We start from the raw sequence: 16873 nt of genomic DNA on the forward strand, positions 1-16873 counted from the left end.
CTTTTTCAAATTCTGTCGGAACGCGTGTTGCCGCGTCTCACTTGCGCTTTGCATTGATGATATCTTGAGCCTGTATCCACTCGGGCGTGCCGTTTTTCAAGCCGCGCTGTGCACGAATGGCAAAGATTTGTGCGTCCTGGATCTTGCCTGAGTAATATTTCTGTTCTGCACTGGCGAGATCGGACCTGACCATGTCGCCCGTCTGGGCATAAGCCTGGGCCAAATAGCCATAACCTGACGGATATTCGCGATCGCTGGCAATTCCAGCCTTGATTTCCTTTATGGAGGCCTTGAGATTATCCGGCGTGCCCGACAGCATGAGAGCCCGCCCATAGCTCATGCGGATCAAACTGGATTTGCGCGGATCGAGCGCATTTGCCTTCTGAAAGGCTTTTGCCGCGTCGCTCGCCTTGTTCTGCTTCAACAGGATCTCGCCTCTGATCTCCTGGAAATAGGGGTTCTTTGGTTGTTCCTTGATCAGCACATCGATCTTTGAAAGTGCAGACTGCGACGAGCCGTTAAGATAGGTCGCGATGGCATCGCCGTAGCGCGCGCCGATATTGCGCGGATCCTTGCGGAAGGTCTGCAACACGCTTGCACCACCGCCAGTATAGGCCGCAATCTTGCCTCGCATCATGTCATGACGTTGCTGCAGCGCCGGACTATCAGGCTTGTCATAATAGGGACTGGCGTGAGCGAGAACTTCAAGGTTTGCGATACGTTCCCGGGGCATCGGATGGCTGATGCGGTAGGGGTCGACGCTGGTTCCCGTCAATGCGAGCGCATTGGAGAAGCGCTCGAACGTCGTGAGCATTCCCTTGGCTGATTGTCCCGTGTTGGCGAGATAGGTGATGGCTGAACGGTCCGCGGCCATTTCCTCGGAGCGTTGATAGTTGAGAAGGTTGCGCATGGCGGCTTCGGGACCACCCATGGCGACGCCCATACCCGCTTTCGACAGGCCGCTTGCTCCACCAGCGGCGCCACCGACAACGGCGCCGATACCGAGCAGGCTTGTAACAACGGCCAGAGTCTTGGCAGCGGCCAGTTGTTCGCGCAGCTTGAATTCGTGGCCGCCGGCAAGATGGCCGGTCTCATGTGCGAGAACGCCGATAATTTCATTGGGCGTCTGCGCCTGGAGCAGGGCGCCCGTATTGATGAAAATACGCCTGCCGTCGACGAAGGCATTGAAGCTGTTGTTGTTGACCAGAACGATTCTGATCGCGTTTCTGGAAAGACCAGCGGTTTTGATGATCGGGGTCGCATAGTCGGTGACCAGCGCCTCGATTTCGGCATCCCGTACGATCGGCACCGATGAAGACTGGGCAGCCGCAATGGCGGTTTGTGCCAAGCACAGCGCGCTTGCGGCCCCTGCAACAATCGCACCACGTACAAAATTTGCTATTGGTCGAAATAAACCAGTCATTTGAAACGCTACCATATCGTATTCGTACCGAAATCGATGTTTGAAGGAAAGTGAGCTTATTAGAACTCCTTGAATTGTAAAAAGCCAACCATAAGCTCAACAAAGAAAAACCGGCACGTGTGCCGGTTTTTCAAAATCACTTTCTAAAGTTCAGCGCTTTTCAAAAAAAGCCTTTTTTCTGCCACCAGCCCTTTTTGACCGGTTCGCTTTCGGACTTCTTCTCTTTGCCTGTCGATGTGACGACAGGCGTGCTGACTTCAACCACTTTCGGCGCTGGTGCCGGTTTGGATTCTACTGCGGACTCAACCTTTGCCTCGACCGGCTCAACAGTGGCCGCTGGCTCGGAGGTCTCAGTTGCAACGGGCGCATCGGCCTTTTTCGCCGATTTACGCGGGGCGCGTTTCGGCTTTACAGGGGCCTCGGGTTCCGCTTCGGCTAGAACTTCAGCAACGGCGATCTCGGCTGCTTCGATTCCTGCCTTGGAGCGTGATCTGCGTTTTGCCGGCTTCTTTGCAAGGATTTCTTCGATTGCCACAGGGTCTTGGGCAGCAAGCACGTCAGCCGTCACTGGCACCGAAGCAGCTTCAGCTGCATCTGCGATCGCCTCAATCGTCTTCGGCTTGGAGAAGTCGGGCAACGGGATCGACACGAAGACAGGCTCGGCATCCGGCACCGTCTTGGCGGTTACGCGATTTTCCGCATCATCGCCATCGTCGAAGCGCTTGTTCTTGCGCCCGCCGCGGCGTCCCCGGCGGCGCTTCTTGCGCCGTTCGTTTTCCTCTTCGCGCGCTTTGGTTGCAGCCGCATCTTCACCTTCGACGGCTGGCTGGTCGGTGTCATCGTCATCGCTGATGACCTGCTGGCCATGCTCGGCACCTGCCGATTCCTGGCGATCGCGACCGCCGCGCCGCCGCCGCTTGCGCTTGCGCTTGCGCGATGCGTCGTCATTGTCGGCGCTCCGTGCGGTCTCGCTGGTCTGCACCTCGGCGGCGTCATCATCCGTATCTTCGATAACCGGATCGCTTTCGTCGAAATCATCGGCGATGCCTAGCGTTGGCGTCTCAGTCAGCGGAACGATCGGGCCAAGGGCTATCGAGCCCTTGTCGATGGCGAAGTGCTGGGCGCCAACGCTGTCATCGGCTTCAATGCTGATGGTCAGGCCGAAACGCGCTTCGAGATCGGCGAGATTCTGGCGCTTGTGGTTGAGAACATAGAGCGCAGTCGCGACAGTCGTGCGAACGATGATGTTGTTCTGCGAATGACGCAGCAGATATTCCTCGATCGAACGCATGACGTGCAGCGCGACAGAGGAGGCGGAGCGTACGTGTCCCGTGCCACCACAAACGGCGCAAACCTGGGTCGTTGATTCGAGAACGCTGGCGCGGATGCGCTGACGCGACATTTCAAGCAGGCCGAAATGGGAGATGCGGCCGACCTGGATGCGGGCGCGATCATCCTTCAGACAATCCTTCATCCGCTTTTCGACCGCCCGGTTGTTGCGGTTTTCTTCCATGTCGATGAAGTCGATGACAATCAGGCCGGCAAGATCGCGCAGACGCAGCTGACGTGCGATTTCATCCGCTGCTTCAAGATTTGTCTGCAACGCAGTGTCTTCAATGGAATGTTCGCGTGTCGAGCGTCCGGAGTTGACGTCTATCGCGACCAGCGCCTCGGTCTGGTTGATGATGATATAGCCGCCGGACTTCAACGTCACTTGCGGCTGCAGCATGCGATCGAGTTGTGCCTCGATGCCGTTGCGCGCGAAGATCGGCGTCAGTTCGCGGTAGGGCTGAACGACTTTCGCGTGGCTCGGCATGAGCATGCGCATGAAGTCCTTGGCCTCGCGATAGCCTTCTTCACCGGCAACAGCGATCTCGGTGATGTCCTTGTTGTAAAGGTCGCGGATCGAACGCTTGATCAGGCTGCCTTCCTCATAAACGAGAGTCGGTGCGGACGATGCAAGTGTAAGGCTGCGGACATTCTCCCACAGCCGCATCAGATATTCGTAGTCGCGCTTGACTTCCGGCTTGGTGCGCATGGCGCCAGCGGTGCGCAGGATCACGCCCATGCCTTTCGGCACTTCAAGATCCTTAACGATGTCCTTCAGGCGCTTGCGATCTTGGATGCTGGTGATCTTGCGCGAAATACCGCCGCCACGTGCGGTGTTTGGCATCAAGACAGAGTACCGGCCGGCGAGCGAGAGATAGGTCGTGAGAGCTGCACCCTTGTTGCCGCGTTCTTCCTTGACGACCTGAACGAGCAGAATCTGACGGCGCTTGATGACGTCCTGGATATTGTACTGACGGCGCTGGAACCGCTGATGCGTCGGAACTTCTTCCATTGCATCTTCGGCGCCAACCGATTCGACTTCATCGAGTTCGTCGTGGACCTCGTCTTTGTCCTCGTTCGAGCGACTCCGCGATCTCCTCGAATTGCTTTCGCCGCCATCCTCAGATACCGGCCTTTCATCATCGCTTTCTGTGGCTTCGTCTGCAGCGCCGGTATTGACGGCTTCCGAAATCACATCCGCTTCAATGGCGGCTGCCATCGTCTGGCTACCACCTTCCGGTGTGGAGTCGTCGTCGCTTGATTCTGGCGAAGCAGCCTGTGCGGAGGTTTCGCCTTCGTCATCGGAAGTAGCGGCGTCTTCGTCGGAAGCATCAAGCTTGGGTGCGTCGTCTTCCTGCCGTGGACCACGGCGGCCGCGGCGGCGATTACGCGTACCGCGATCATTGCGATCGCGGCTACGCTGTTCGCTGACGTTCTCCTCGTGATCCTCGTCCTGGCTTGCAGCTTCCGCCTCGGCATCGATCAGGGCCTGCCGATCGGCGACCGGGATCTGGTAGTAATCAGGATGAATTTCGCTGAAAGCGAGAAAGCCATGGCGATTACCGCCATACTCAACGAATGCAGCCTGAAGGGAAGGTTCTACGCGCGTCACCCGCGCCAGGTAGATATTGCCTTTGATTTGTTTCTTATGTTCAGATTCAAAGTCAAATTCTTCAATTCGATTGCCGCGAACCACGACAACCCGTGTTTCCTCCTGGTGGGAGGCGTCTATTAGCATTTTGTCCGACATTATACTTCTTCTCCCCGGCCGAAACGCTGCCAACGCGAGACAGCCAGGAAACCTGCAAGGTTTCTGGCGCCGCATCTTCACATTTGCCGGATATATTAAAGTTCGCAGAAACAGACAGACACGGCGACACGCGGAGTTGCCCTCGGGCAGCCGCGGCTTGCAAGCCGGTTTTAACTACGTCTGTAACAAACATTCCCTGTTCCTGACGAAACGACCTCTACGAATGGCACGCTTCTCAGCTGTGCCGACACTGTTAATACCCCCGAAAGGGCTGGCTCGATGCGCCTTGGCTGCGCGATCTGCCGTTCACAAAAAGCGTTGCCGACAATCCCTGTCGGCTCGCGCTAAATTCTTTTTTTGGTTACCCACAGCGAATTCGCCGATGCCGCTCCATGTCCCTGTCTTCATTGTCAGCCGGTCATTTACCGTGACATCAAAGAGCCCGATTCTGGACGGCAGAAAAGTAACCCACCTTTGCTTTTAGGAGGTGCGCCGCGTTATGACAAGGCCTTCTTCATAATCGTGTCATCCGCGCATTACACACATGGCATTCCATAAGATAATATTAACCATGCTTCCCTACCTATTGCTTATACATAGTGTGTCCCTGGCAGGGTTCCAATGTGAGCCATGTCTGATACAACGATGGAGAGGGGAAGCCCGTCCATCGGCGGGCCAAGCGAGATGAGCGTGATCTGTCGGATATTCATGGCTGCCGTATTTGGCCTTCTTGTCTTTGTGCAGGCAGGCAAGCCCTCTCATGCAGCAGGTGAGCTGGCCGCATTGACTTATCAAGCCGCCGGAGACGAGCTGCGCACGCGCGTCGTCATCAACTTCGACCGCGAGCCTGATGTATCGACAATGCTGCTTGATCAGCCGCACCGGCTGGCAATCGACATTCCCAAAGCGGTTTTTGCCTTTGACAAGAAATCCGTGGAGCCCCGCGGGCTGATAACAGATGTGCGCTACGGATTGATCGACGATCAGCGTTCGCGCCTCATCTTTACACTCAAGGGGCCCTTTGTGGTCGAGCAGCTCAACGTCATCAAGAATGACAATAGTCCTGGTTACCGGCTGGTGGCGGATTTCGTCGCTTCGTCGGACCGAGCATTTGCGGAAGCATTGAAGACACAAAATGCGACCACTGCTTCAACGAATGCCGCTCCAAAGGGCGATCGGCTCGCAACCGCGGCGCCAGATGAGGCAAGCAAGGGGCCGAAACCATTTACTATCGTCATCGATCCTGGTCACGGCGGTATCGACAGTGGCGCGGAAAGCGCAAGCGGCATTATGGAAAAGAACGTGACCTTGATGTTTGCCCAACAATTGCGGGACGAGCTCGCCAAGCTGCCGGGTCTGCGCGTGGAGATGACCCGCAGTGACGACACTTTCTTGCGGCTGACCGAACGGGTTCGTATCGCCCGCCAATACGAGGCAAACCTTTTCATTTCGATTCATGCGGATACGATCAATCGCGGCAATATACGTGGCGCTACAGTCTATACTGTTTCGGACAAGGCGTCGGACGCGGAATCGCGTGCCATGGCCGATCGTGAAAACCGTTCCGATGCGGTGGCGGGCATCGCCTACGATAACGAGACACCGGAAATCGCCGATATTCTCATGGACCTGACGCGGCGTGAAACCCACACGTTCTCCTTGAGCTTTGCTAAAACTGTGGTGAAATCACTCAAGAAAGACGTCAACATGATCAACAACCCGCATCGTTTTGCAGGGTTTCAAGTGCTTCGCGCGCCGGATGTGCCGTCCGTGCTGGTCGAGATTGGCTATCTTTCCAACGCAGAAGACGAAAAGCTCATGCTTGATCCGGTGTGGCGAACTCATGTAGCGGAAAGACTTGCCTCGGCTGTCGGCGAGTTTGCCAACATGAAGACGGCAGGAGCGCTGAACTAGATCGGGTTTTGTCTAAATGCTGCCGAACGACGACGACCTCGAGAATTTCGCATCCCATGGTGCTGCGCCCTTGCCAGTCACTAGCGATCAAGGTTACGTGGATCACGATGGCGCGCGGATCTGGTTCGCCACATACGGCGCCGGATCGCCCGTAATCCTGCTGCATGGTGGCCTCGGCCATAGCGGCAATTGGGGTTATCAGGTTCCAATGGTGGTCGGCTCGGGCCGTCGCGTCATAGTTATTGATAGCCGGGGTCATGGTCGCAGCACGCGCGATTTGCGGCCGTTTACCTATGAGTTGATGGCGTCCGATGTTCTCGCCGTGATGGATGCACTGCACCTCGAAAAGGCAGCCGTCGTGGGCTGGAGCGACGGCGCGTGCATAGCTTTGGTCCTTGCCATGCAAGCCCCCACGCGAATTGCTGGTGTATTCTTCTTTGGTTGCAACATGGATCCCAGCGGCACAAAGGAAATCATACCCAGCCCGGCTATCGACCGATGTTTCAGCCGTCACGCCAAGGACTACGCCGAGCTGTCGGCCACGCCGGATCAATTCATGGCGTTTGTCGATGCGGTTGGCCTGATGATGAAAACCGAGCCCAACTATACTGCGAGCGATTTGGCCGGCATCCATACGCCTGTCGCGGTCGTACGAAGCGAGCATGATGAGTTTATCAAGCTCGAACACGCCAAATATCTCGCCGGGAGTATTCCGGGGGCGGAGTTGTTCCTCTTGCCTGGCGTGAGCCATTTCGCACCGCTGCAAAGACCAGAGCAATTCAACAGCGTAATGCAGGCCTTCCTCGACAAGGTTCTAGCCTGAGGAACGAGAATGCTCGCGTTATGGCTCAACCAGACCGCGGCAGTTAGTTGCCGTTTGCGTAATTTACGCAAAGTTTTTTACATACGGGAACATAAGTATTGCGCTGCAGCATGACGATTTGAAACGAATAGCTATTTTATGCACTGGTGAAGGAACCTTTTACCAATCCATTGGTTTCATTCAAATAGAAGTCAAAATCCGATACAAATAGTGATTTGTTAAATCGGTTTAGTTCTCGTACATAGTGTGCAGTGCAACGGAATATAAATCCGATTGCGGTAAGGATTGCTCGCGTAAAGAGCGGCTTTAATAGAGGGTGTTCGAAGAATGATAACAATAACCAAAGACACATCATCATCAAATGAAACAAATGTATTGAAGATGGCACAAGTGGCCACTGTCAAGACCATCGTCAAGGCGACCAAGAAGCTAAGCGAGCCTTGCGACAAGCGCACGATTTCCCAGATTTTGCGGGAATCCAATGGTGGTTTCAGCTTCCGTCGCTGAAACCAAGTCGAATTCAGATCATAACATACTGTCAGAGCGGAATATTATCATGCTTCTTCCAAGGATTTTCGAGATCCTTGTTGCGTAACATGCGAAGCGCCCTTGAAATCCGCTTGCGGGTTGAATGGGGCATGATGACTTCATCGACATAGCCCCGCTCTGCAGCGACAAATGGTGAAAGAAAACGATCCTCGTAGCGCTTTGTATGCGCTGCGATCTTTTCCGTGTCGCCAATATCCTTGCGGTAGATGATTTCCACCGCCCCCTTGGCGCCCATTACCGCGATTTGAGCCGAGGGCCATGCATAATTGATATCGCCGCGCAAATGCTTTGACGCCATGACGTCATAGGCGCCGCCATAAGCTTTGCGGGTGATCAGGGTGATCTTCGGCACGGTTGCCTCGGCATAGGCAAAGAGCAGCTTGGCGCCGTGCTTGATCAAGCCGCCATATTCCTGTGCTGTCCCCGGAAGAAAGCCTGGAACGTCGACAAAGGTCACGATCGGGATATTGAAACAATCGCAGAAGCGGACGAAGCGCGCTGCCTTGCGGGAGGCGTCACTGTCGAGAACGCCCGCAAGAACCATGGGTTGGTTGCCGACGATGCCGACAGTACTGCCTTCGATGCGGCCAAACCCGACAACGATGTTTCTCGCAAAATTCTCCTGGATCTCGAAGAAATCGGCCTCATCGACGGTTTTACGGATCAGCTCCTTGATATCGTAGGGCTTGTTGGCATTGTCCGGCACCAGCCGATCCAATGAGTAGTCCATTTCGTCAATCGACTGATAGCACTCGACCGCGGGAATTTCGGCCGTATTGGACGACGGCAGGAAATCGATCAGCCGGCGCATCTGCAGGAGTGCGGCGACATCGTTGTCATAGGCACCATCGGCAATCGAGGATTTGGTCGTATGGATCGATGCGCCTCCGAGCTGCTCCGCCGTCACCGTTTCATTGGTTACAGTCTTCACGACGTCGGGGCCGGTGACGAACATATAGGACGTATCGCGCACCATGAAGATGAAGTCGGTCATGGCAGGCGAGTAGACGTCGCCGCCAGCGCAAGGCCCCATGATGACGGAGATTTGCGGGATGACGCCGGAGGCGAGCACGTTGCGCTGGAAAATCTCCGCATAGCCGCCGAGAGCTGCCACGCCTTCCTGAATACGGGCACCGCCGGCGTCGTAGAGTCCTATGACCGGGGCACGATTGCGCAGCGCCATGTCCTGGATTTTTTGAACCTTCTCCGCATGGGCTTCGGAAAGTGATCCGCCGAAAACCGTAAAATCCTTGGCGAAGACGAAGACCGTGCGACCATTGATGGTGCCCCATCCGGTAACAACGCCATCGCCGGCGAACTTCGTATCTTCCATGCCGAAATCGGTCGAGCGGTGTTCGACGAACATGTCGAACTCCTCGAATGAACCTTCGTCGAGAAAAATGTCGATGCGCTCGCGTGCTGTAAGCTTGCCGCGCTTATGCTGCGCGTCAATCCGCACCTTCCCACCGCCTTCGCGCGCAATGTTCCTGCGGCGCTCAAGCTCGATTAGCACATCCTTCATGGCGTCCTCCTCTTTTGTCGTTTGATAACAGGAGAGCGCAGCGCGGGGAAGGAATTTGTCTGGCGTACCCGAGCGCCGCAAGCGGTGCACGGGTACGCGTCTAAGTTGTATTCGTGAGCTAAGGTTTTACCAGGTGCCGGTGTTCGGCATCGACAGCCAGGGCTCCTGTTGCGGTAGTGCCGGGCCCTTCTGGATAAGCTCGATCGAGATTCCATCCGGCGAGCGGATGAAGGCCATGTTGCCATCGCGCGGCGGCCGGTTGATCACGACGCCTTTGTCCGCCAGGTTTTGGCAAGTCTCGTAGATATTGTCGACGACGTAGGCAAGGTGTCCGAAATTGCGCCCGCCGGTATATTCCTCCGGGTCCCAATTATAGGTCAATTCGAGCTCAGGAGCCCGTTCCGCGGCCGATCTTGCCTTGTCTTCCGACGCCGCGAGAAAGATCAGGGTGAAGCGTCCCTTCTCATTTTCGGTGCGGCGAACCTCTTCCAAGCCAAATTTGTTGCAATAGAAGTCCAGGGACTCATCGATGTCCCGGACACGGACCATTGTGTGAAGATAGCGCATCTTTTGCCTTTGATTTCTTTCATGGGGTTGAAAGTCGGCGGCAACCGGCAATGTTGCACGGATTGAACGCCGTCCAGTTTTCGTAACACTTCCTGTTTAGCTCCACAAACTTGTGATGTAGCCGAGAGCAACATCGTTGAGGATAAACACGCGTTTCGCGTGTGGTTTTCAACAAAACATGCAGATGATACTTGCTCTTCGGCGTTGGACAGGTGTTATTCTTCAAGCAGAGAATCAGTACCTCGCTGGAGAGGAGGGGCTTCGCTTCATGTCTGACCGAACAGTATCAGCCCGGCCGTCCCTCGCCGACGAAGGCATAAGCGACAGTTTGGACCTTATCGAAGTTTCGGGCGCAATAAAATGGTTTGACGTGGCCAAGGGATACGGGTTTATCGTTCCCGACAATTCTGATCTACCTGACATCCTTCTCCATGTTACCTGCCTGCGCCGGGACGGCTTCCAGACGGCTCTGGAAGGAGCCCGTGTCGTTTGCGAAGTCAAGCAGGGCGAACGCGGCATGCAATGCTTCCGCGTCAAATCCATGGACAACGCGACCGCTGTTCATCCGACCGAAATGCCACCCGTCCGCACGCACGTGACGGTAACACCCTCGAGCGGGCTTGAGCGTGTCCTGGTCAAGTGGTTCAACCGTACGAAGGGCTTCGGCTTCCTGACCCGCGGCGAGGGGACCGAGGATATTTTCATTCACATGGAAACGCTTCGGCATTTCGGTTTGACCGAATTGCGTCCAGGTCAGGTTGTCTTGATCCGCTTCGGCCACGGCGAGAAGGGCCTGATGGCCTCGGAAATTCATCCCGACATTGGTACCCAGCTGCCGTCTTCCCACTAGGGTATGTTGATATTCAGGCCATGACAGTCTGCAAACGGCACTTTTCTGTGCTTCCGGTGCTCACGTACTTCAAGTACGCTCCGCTCGAAAATCGCCGTTTCGCCTCGTCACGATCGCGAATCTCAACGCACCCTGGAGCAATTGATGTATCGCCTGAAATCAGTTTTCGCCGTCGTTGTTTTTCTGCTGTTTTCAGCAATTCCTGCTCTGGCGCTCGATCAGACGCCGATGCATCTGCCCATCGACCACACGGCCCTGACGATCAATAGTGCCAAGGGCGACATTCCGTTCCAGGTAGAAATTGCCGATACCGACGAAGAGCGCGAGCGCGGTTTGATGTTCCGCACTGATCTGAAAGACAACAGCGCCATGCTGTTTGTTTTCGACGACGCCCGTCTTGTAACCATGTGGATGGAGAACACGCCCTCCGCGCTAGACATGCTCTTTCTGGACGATAATGGCCGTATTTCCGCTATTCGCGAAAATGCGGTGCCATTTTCCCGCTCAATCATTTCGTCTGGCGGTCCGGTGCGTCTCGTTGTCGAGGTCAAAGCCGGCACCGCGAAGCGTCTCGGCTTGACAATTGGCGACAAGGTGCGGCATCCCGCTATCGAGGCGATTGCGCACTAACGGATCCAACCATGCAGTTTTTCGACAATGACGGATTGAAGCTTGCTTATCTGGATGAGGGCGAGGGCGAGCCAATCCTGCTCATCCATGGCTTTGCTTCGTCCTCGCTTTACAACTGGGTCCAACCCGGCTGGATGCAAAAACTGACGTCTGCCGGGTACCGCGCCATCGCAATTGACAATCGCGGTCATGGCCAATCGGACAAGCCGCACGACAAGGCCGTCTATACGCCGACGCTCATGGCGGGCGACGCAGCCGCGCTGCTTGATCATCTCGGCATTCCGACGGCGCATGTCATAGGTTATTCCATGGGCGCGCGCATCGGTGCGTTCCTGGCGCTCGAACATCCCGCTCGCGTGCATGATCTTGTTTTTGGCGGTCTCGGCATTGGCATGGTCGAAGGTGCCGGAGACTGGTCGCCTATCGCTGAAGCGCTTATGTCCGCCGATCCGGAGGCGATTACGCATCCGCGCGGAAAAATGTTCCGGATGTTTGCCGACAAGACCAAGAGCGACAAAATCGCGTTGGCTGCCTGCGTTATCACCTCCAAGGAAGAAATCAGCGCAGAAAACATGGCCCGGATTACTCAGCCAACGCTCGTCGCTGTCGGCACCAAAGACGATATTGGCGGAAACCCGCAGGATCTTGCGGCGCTAATGCCCCATGGTGAGGCGATCGATATTCCTGGCCGGGACCATATGCTCGCGGTCGGCGACAAGGTGTTCAAGCAGGCCGTTCTGGATTTCCTCAAACGCCACAGCATTTAACGAAGCGCGAGCTTCCGGACGTTCGTTCCTTGCAGGACAAGGCCGCATAAGCTAAGGCAATCTTGGAATGGCGGGCCTGACATCAGCCAAATCAATCGCAAGTTCAAAATTTCTTGCGCAATCGATCTGGAAATCAACGTGTCAAGCAACCAATTTTGCCTTATGCTCGTTGTTTGAGAAATATTATTGGCCGAATGCCTGGAGTAGGAAATGTCCGCAAGCAGTCCGATAAAGATGACCGGATCGGTCAAGCAGATGGATCCGATCTGGCTCGCAATCCGCGCCGAAGCCGACGAGGCTATCCGTAACGAACCGCTTTTGGCGACGTTCCTCTATACGACAATTCTCAACCATCAATCGCTTGAAGAAGCGGTCATTCATCGCATTTCGCAGCGGCTTGACCACCCCGATGTGGAATCGGAATTGCTGCGTCAGACTTTTACGGCGATGGTCGAGGCAACACCGTCCTGGTCGCAGATCCTGCGTGTCGATATCCAGGCCGTCTATGATCGTGACCCGGCCTGCGACCGTTTCATCGAACCCGTGCTTTATTTCAAGGGTTTCCAGGCAATCCAGACTCATCGGCTTGCCCATTGGCTATGGAAGGAAGGGCGGAGAGATTTTGCGCTCTACCTGCAAAGCCGTTCCTCCTCGGTTTTCCAGACCGATATCCACCCGCAGGTTCCCATGGGACAGGGAGTTTTCTTCGATCACGCCACCGGCATTGTCGTCGGTATGACCGCGGTCATCGAAGACAACGTCTCGATCCTTCAGGGCGTCACGCTTGGTGGTACGGGCAAGGAAACCGGCGACCGGCATCCAAAGATCCGTCATGGCGTTCTTATCGGCGCCGGCGCCAATATTCTCGGTAACATTGAGATTGGCCACTGCTCGAAAGTTGCCTCAGGCTCGGTTGTGCTAAAACCTGTTCCGCATAATGTCACGGTTGCCGGCGTTCCTGCTCGTATTGTGGGTGAAACAGGCTGCGCCGAGCCCTCGCGCGCCATGGACCAGTTGGTCACAAATTTCGATTGAAACTGAAGCTTCACGGCCCTCCACGTTTGGACGCGATTTCAATCAAGCCTTTACAGGAATGAGTTTGGCGTGCCAAAAGCGCGTCAAATTCATACGACAGGAGAAATTCCGTGAAACCCGAAGAACTGAAGAAACTCGACAGCTATTTCAAGCGGACATTCAGAAATACGGAACTCACTGTAAAGGCTCGTCCACGCAAGGATGATTCCGCCGAACTCTATCTCGGCGACGAGTTTCTTGGTTTGATCTACAAGGATGAGGACGAGGGTGAACTCTCCTACAATTTCTCGATGGCGATCCTCGAGATGGATCTCTAAGTCTCATGATCGAGTGACGCTCGCGTCCTTTTGCCCTTTGAGATGGGTTTCGGCAAATGTTCGTATTTGCTGATCGAGCTTTTGCCAGTCTCCAAGCATTTCCCTTGGAAAGCGGTAGGTTAGCTGCAAATCCTCACCAAGAAATATATCCCGCTGGCACGATGCAAGGTTGCTTTTCGTGGTTTCCTTGTCAAGACAGCGGGCAACGAACGGCGTGTGTCCTGCCTGTTCCGTCGAAACCATCAGCTCCTCATTTACAAAGCCGCTGTCGGCTCGAAACTTCTGTATCGTTAATCCAGCTGGACCCTTCGAGCCGGGACCCTCGGTCAACGTGCTATAGATCGGACCGTATCGCCCGGACATATCCTGCGAGGTAGCGCGCGGCTCGAAGGTCAGGAATAGCAGCCGCTTTTCCGGCCCCGCACCATTGAAATCCGACAGGAACGCCGGCTGGTAACCCAGCATGTCCGGCCAATGCAGATATAGATCGACGCGTTCGGCATCTCCGTTTCGTCGCTGCCTGTCGAAGCGGATCGTGTTTGCCGGAAGCTCAAGCACATTGTTGCCAATGACGATCTCCCGAGGCGTTGTGTCTTCCGTATGACCGCCAAGCGAGATCGTGTGGCCGAGATAGTGACCGGCGATAGCCAAAAACAGCGATAGGAGCGCCAGCGTTGCGATGGGATAAAAGACGCGTCGCAGGAATGCCCTGCCGAAAACCGGTTCAATTCGTTGTGCTTGATACTGCATGACTTTCGGACCAACCGTGTTGAGTGCACTCAACTTAACGCGACATGTGCTGATTTATGGTTAATCGAAAGTGAAGGTGGCCTCGCCAAGCCTCCCGCCCTTCGCTAAGCTCGCCATGCGAATCCAAGGAGAAATTATGCCGATTTTCATACTTGACGGGCACTCACCGGAATTTGAGCATCGGACGTCAAATTGGATAGCGCCGGACGCTACCATTGTCGGCAAGGTATTCCTGGGTGAAAACGCCAATATCTGGTTTGGCGTAGTACTGCGCGGCGACAACGAGTTGATTCGCATCGGTCGCGACACCAACGTTCAGGAACATACCGCCATGCACACGGATATGGGCTATCCGCTGACAGTTGGCGAAGGCTGCACGATTGGACATCGCGCCATGCTGCATGGCTGCACCATTGGCGATAATTCGCTGGTCGGCATTGGCGCTATCGTCCTGAATGGTGCAAGAATCGGCAAGAATTCCTTTGTTGGCGCGGGCGCACTCGTTACCGAGCGCAAGGAGTTTCCGGACAATTCATTGATCGTCGGTTCACCGGCGCGAGTCATTCGGACGCTGGACGATGCAGCGATCGAGGGCCTCAGGCTTTCGGCGGCTCATTATGTCGAGAATGGCAGACGCTTCATGCGGGGCCTGGAGATAGACTGACAGCAAAAAAACCGGCCCGATACGGGCCGATTTTGGGTATCGAAGTCCCTATTTGATACTGCCGACCAGGAGCTGGCGGTCGTCATTGATCGAGACCCATGCGCCGGTATTGTTCGCCGCTTGACGCTTCAAATAGTCGTAGTTGGTTTCGTTCCACGGCTTTATGCGCAGTTCAAGGTTGTCGAGAATATAGTCGCCTCGATCCGTGCGGACGGTGAGAACCGCATGGCCTTCGCCATTCATTTGACGAACGACAGTAATCAGGAGATCACTGATCGGCACGCCGCTCTCGTTCAGTAGTTTCCGCTTCAGAAGCACGTAGTCTTCGCAATCGCCGACGGTCGTCGGATATGACCAGACTTCCGCCTTGCCCCAGATGTCCATATCTGTCGCGGGTTGGACCTGTGCGTTCACCTGACTGTTGATTTGAACCATGAGGTTCCAGATCTTCGGTGTTAAGTGTGCAGGGCTGTCATCGCTGCTCTTTATATTGCATTCGTTTCTATAGGACTGGCAAAATTCGTAATGTCCGATCGGCTGAGACGTACGCCCGCCTGTCTTCATGAATGCCATGTTTGAATCGGCTTGTGCGGTCATGCACATCAAAAAGAACGCCGCTCCAAGCAAGATTGTATTTTTTATCATTTCCCGTCGTCTCCCCGGTTGAGGCGACAATGGCAGAGAGAGTTTGACCGAGCGGAAATGTCGATGAGTAAATATGAATCAAGTTAGTAGCAAAAAATAAACTAATTAGACTATAACTAAGTATTAATATATATTACTATTTTATTTAAATGCGATATATATTGTATTCAATGAAGTTTAATACGATTAAGCATTCATTTATTCGAATATTGATTGCTTTACGATGGTTTAATGCCTGATCGCTGATAAGCGATACCTTGCCGAAATTCGGCGGCAATTTTGTCAAAAAAATATCCGAGATGTAAAGCGCCCGCATAAAAATCAACGAAAACGGGCTCAAAATTTACGCTATACGCCTTCTTCGGACCGTGTCTTGCTCGCAAATTCGTCAGTTGCAGCAATAATGGCTTCACTCATGCCGGGATCGCTAGGTGAATGACCGGCGTTATCCACAATAACCAGCTTGCCGTCTTTCCAGACCTGCGAGAGTTCCCACGCTGTAACAAGTGGTGCTTCAAGGTCGAGACGGCCTTGCACCATGACACCAGGGATACCGTTGAGCATATGCGCCTGTCTCAAAAGGATACCTTCTTCCAGCCATCCACTATGATGAAAATAATGCGTCACAATGCGCGCCCGGGCCATCCGGTAGGAGGGTTCCGCCCATTTCGCTGATGGCTTGCTATTCGGGTCGATGGAGATCGACGCGGATTCCCAATCGTGCCAGTCCTGTGCTGCCTTGGCGCGTATTGCCGGATCGGGATTTCCAAGAAGTTCGTAATAGGCAGCGACCAGATCCTCCCGCTGATCAGCAGGTACGCCGTTGCGGAAGCGCGTCCATTGCTCGGGGAAAAGTGGTGCGATGCCTCGATAGAGCCAATCAATCTCGCAGCGGCGGGTCGTGGTAACGCCTGCGGCGACGAGGGCTGCCACGTTCTGACGGTTTTGTATGGCATAGGCGAGGCCCAACGTGCATCCCCAGGAAACACCGAACACGAGCCATTTATCAACACCGAGATGCCGGCGCAGAAGTTCGAGATCGCGCAACAGGTGACTGGTAGTATTGACCGAGAGATCAGTGGCCGGATCACTGGCATGCGGTAAACTTTGTCCGCAACCGCGCTGGTCGAAGGCGATTATTCTGTAAGCCGCAGGATCAAAATAGCACGATAATCGAGTAGAATGTCCGGAGCCTGGTCCGCCGTGAAGGATAATGGCAGGCGCGCCGTCCGGACTGCCTGACACCGCCCAATACATGCGGTTGCCATCGCCGACATCAAGCATGCCGGTTTCGAAGGGTTCGATTTCTGGATAAAGATTTGACATATCAGGACCGAA

15 protein-coding genes are annotated in these 16873 nt (G+C 54.8%); 8 read left to right on the forward strand and 7 right to left on the reverse strand.

What is annotated here, in order from left to right; translation table 11 throughout:
* Positions 1-37: 37 nt before the first annotated feature.
* Entirely contained in the window at positions 38-1438 is a 1401-nt protein-coding gene (locus tag FHS21_RS26480) for a M48 family metalloprotease (protein WP_112531307.1), read from the reverse strand.
* A 145-nt stretch (positions 1439-1583) separates the two neighbouring features.
* Complete coding sequence (locus FHS21_RS26485; RefSeq protein ID WP_183664859.1) at positions 1584-4502, reverse strand: Rne/Rng family ribonuclease; 2919 nt, start codon at positions 4500-4502, stop codon at positions 1584-1586.
* A 708-nt stretch (positions 4503-5210) separates the two neighbouring features.
* Here FHS21_RS26485 and FHS21_RS26490 point away from each other — a divergent pair.
* Both FHS21_RS26490 and FHS21_RS26495 read left to right on the forward strand, forming a co-directional pair.
* Positions 5211-6416: an N-acetylmuramoyl-L-alanine amidase gene (locus FHS21_RS26490; RefSeq protein WP_376772217.1), complete on the forward strand. Its 1206-nt coding sequence runs from the start codon at positions 5211-5213 to the stop codon at positions 6414-6416.
* Between the two features lie 16 nt (positions 6417-6432).
* Positions 6433-7239, forward strand: a complete 807-nt coding sequence (locus FHS21_RS26495) for an alpha/beta fold hydrolase (RefSeq protein ID WP_112531310.1) — start codon at positions 6433-6435, stop codon at positions 7237-7239.
* A gap of 538 nt (positions 7240-7777) precedes the next feature.
* Here FHS21_RS26495 and FHS21_RS26500 read toward each other — a convergent pair.
* Positions 7778-9310 carry an acyl-CoA carboxylase subunit beta gene (locus FHS21_RS26500; protein ID WP_112531312.1) on the reverse strand — a complete coding sequence of 511 codons (1533 nt, stop codon included), beginning with the start codon at positions 9308-9310 and terminating at the stop codon, positions 7778-7780.
* A gap of 126 nt (positions 9311-9436) precedes the next feature.
* Complete coding sequence (locus FHS21_RS26505) at positions 9437-9877, reverse strand: VOC family protein (protein WP_112531313.1); 441 nt, start codon at positions 9875-9877, stop codon at positions 9437-9439.
* A gap of 268 nt (positions 9878-10145) precedes the next feature.
* On the opposite strand from FHS21_RS26505, the gene FHS21_RS26510 reads away from it, so the two are divergent.
* The 5 genes from FHS21_RS26510 (at position 10146) to FHS21_RS26530 (ending at position 13476) form a co-directional block, all read left to right on the forward strand.
* A complete protein-coding gene (locus tag FHS21_RS26510; protein WP_112531349.1) occupies positions 10146-10727 on the forward strand; it encodes a cold-shock protein in 582 nt (193 codons plus the stop codon).
* Between the two features lie 144 nt (positions 10728-10871).
* Positions 10872-11357 (forward strand): DUF192 domain-containing protein, encoded by a 486-nt coding sequence (locus FHS21_RS26515; RefSeq protein ID WP_112531314.1) that lies wholly within the window; start codon positions 10872-10874, stop codon positions 11355-11357.
* An 11-nt stretch (positions 11358-11368) separates the two neighbouring features.
* Positions 11369-12124: an alpha/beta fold hydrolase gene (locus FHS21_RS26520; protein ID WP_112531315.1), complete on the forward strand. Its 756-nt coding sequence runs from the start codon at positions 11369-11371 to the stop codon at positions 12122-12124.
* 210 nt (positions 12125-12334) lie between these two features.
* The gene (gene cysE, locus FHS21_RS26525) at positions 12335-13159 is read left to right on the forward strand and encodes a serine O-acetyltransferase (protein WP_112531316.1); all 825 of its coding nucleotides are present in this window, start codon (positions 12335-12337) and stop codon (positions 13157-13159) included.
* Between the two features lie 110 nt (positions 13160-13269).
* Complete coding sequence (locus tag FHS21_RS26530; RefSeq protein ID WP_099999261.1) at positions 13270-13476, forward strand: DUF3126 family protein; 207 nt, start codon at positions 13270-13272, stop codon at positions 13474-13476.
* 3 nt (positions 13477-13479) lie between these two features.
* Here the strand turns inward: FHS21_RS26530 and FHS21_RS26535 are convergent, their stop codons facing one another.
* Positions 13480-14226: a hypothetical protein gene (locus FHS21_RS26535; RefSeq protein ID WP_183664861.1), complete on the reverse strand. Its 747-nt coding sequence runs from the start codon at positions 14224-14226 to the stop codon at positions 13480-13482.
* A 136-nt stretch (positions 14227-14362) separates the two neighbouring features.
* On the opposite strand from FHS21_RS26535, the gene FHS21_RS26540 reads away from it, so the two are divergent.
* Entirely contained in the window at positions 14363-14890 is a 528-nt protein-coding gene (locus FHS21_RS26540; protein WP_112531318.1) for a gamma carbonic anhydrase family protein, read from the forward strand.
* Positions 14891-14938: 48 nt separating this feature from the next.
* On the opposite strand, the gene FHS21_RS26545 is transcribed toward FHS21_RS26540, so the two are convergent.
* Both FHS21_RS26545 and pip read right to left on the reverse strand, forming a co-directional pair.
* Entirely contained in the window at positions 14939-15535 is a 597-nt protein-coding gene (locus FHS21_RS26545; RefSeq protein ID WP_112531319.1) for a transglutaminase-like cysteine peptidase, read from the reverse strand.
* Between the two features lie 348 nt (positions 15536-15883).
* Positions 15884-16861 carry a prolyl aminopeptidase gene (gene pip / locus FHS21_RS26550; protein WP_112531320.1) on the reverse strand — a complete coding sequence of 326 codons (978 nt, stop codon included), beginning with the start codon at positions 16859-16861 and terminating at the stop codon, positions 15884-15886.
* Positions 16862-16873 lie beyond the last annotated feature (12 nt).

Origin of the sequence: Phyllobacterium trifolii (assembly GCF_014192095.1) — a bacterium.
GTDB lineage: Bacteria > Pseudomonadota > Alphaproteobacteria > Rhizobiales > Rhizobiaceae > Phyllobacterium > Phyllobacterium trifolii.

Bases quoted from the DNA above. Each gene is read 5' to 3' on its own strand.
- FHS21_RS26480 (WP_112531307.1), bottom strand. From the start codon at position 1,438: ATGGTAGCGTTTCAAATGACTGGTTTATTTCGACCAATAGCAAATTTT.
- FHS21_RS26500 (WP_112531312.1), bottom strand. From the start codon at position 9,310: ATGAAGGATGTGCTAATCGAGCTTGAGCGCCGCAGGAACATTGCGCGC.
- cysE (WP_112531316.1), top strand. From the start codon at position 12,335: ATGTCCGCAAGCAGTCCGATAAAGATGACCGGATCGGTCAAGCAGATG.
- FHS21_RS26545 (WP_112531319.1), bottom strand. From the start codon at position 15,535: ATGATAAAAAATACAATCTTGCTTGGAGCGGCGTTCTTTTTGATGTGC.
- FHS21_RS26515 (WP_112531314.1), top strand. From the start codon at position 10,872: ATGTATCGCCTGAAATCAGTTTTCGCCGTCGTTGTTTTTCTGCTGTTT.
- FHS21_RS26505 (WP_112531313.1), bottom strand. From the start codon at position 9,877: ATGCGCTATCTTCACACAATGGTCCGTGTCCGGGACATCGATGAGTCC.
- FHS21_RS26490 (WP_376772217.1), top strand. From the start codon at position 5,211: ATGGCTGCCGTATTTGGCCTTCTTGTCTTTGTGCAGGCAGGCAAGCCC.
- FHS21_RS26540 (WP_112531318.1), top strand. From the start codon at position 14,363: ATGCCGATTTTCATACTTGACGGGCACTCACCGGAATTTGAGCATCGG.
- FHS21_RS26535 (WP_183664861.1), bottom strand. From the start codon at position 14,226: ATGCAGTATCAAGCACAACGAATTGAACCGGTTTTCGGCAGGGCATTC.
- FHS21_RS26485 (WP_183664859.1), bottom strand. From the start codon at position 4,502: ATGTCGGACAAAATGCTAATAGACGCCTCCCACCAGGAGGAAACACGG.
- pip (WP_112531320.1), bottom strand. From the start codon at position 16,861: ATGTCAAATCTTTATCCAGAAATCGAACCCTTCGAAACCGGCATGCTT.
- FHS21_RS26520 (WP_112531315.1), top strand. From the start codon at position 11,369: ATGCAGTTTTTCGACAATGACGGATTGAAGCTTGCTTATCTGGATGAG.
- FHS21_RS26510 (WP_112531349.1), top strand. From the start codon at position 10,146: ATGTCTGACCGAACAGTATCAGCCCGGCCGTCCCTCGCCGACGAAGGC.
- FHS21_RS26495 (WP_112531310.1), top strand. From the start codon at position 6,433: ATGCTGCCGAACGACGACGACCTCGAGAATTTCGCATCCCATGGTGCT.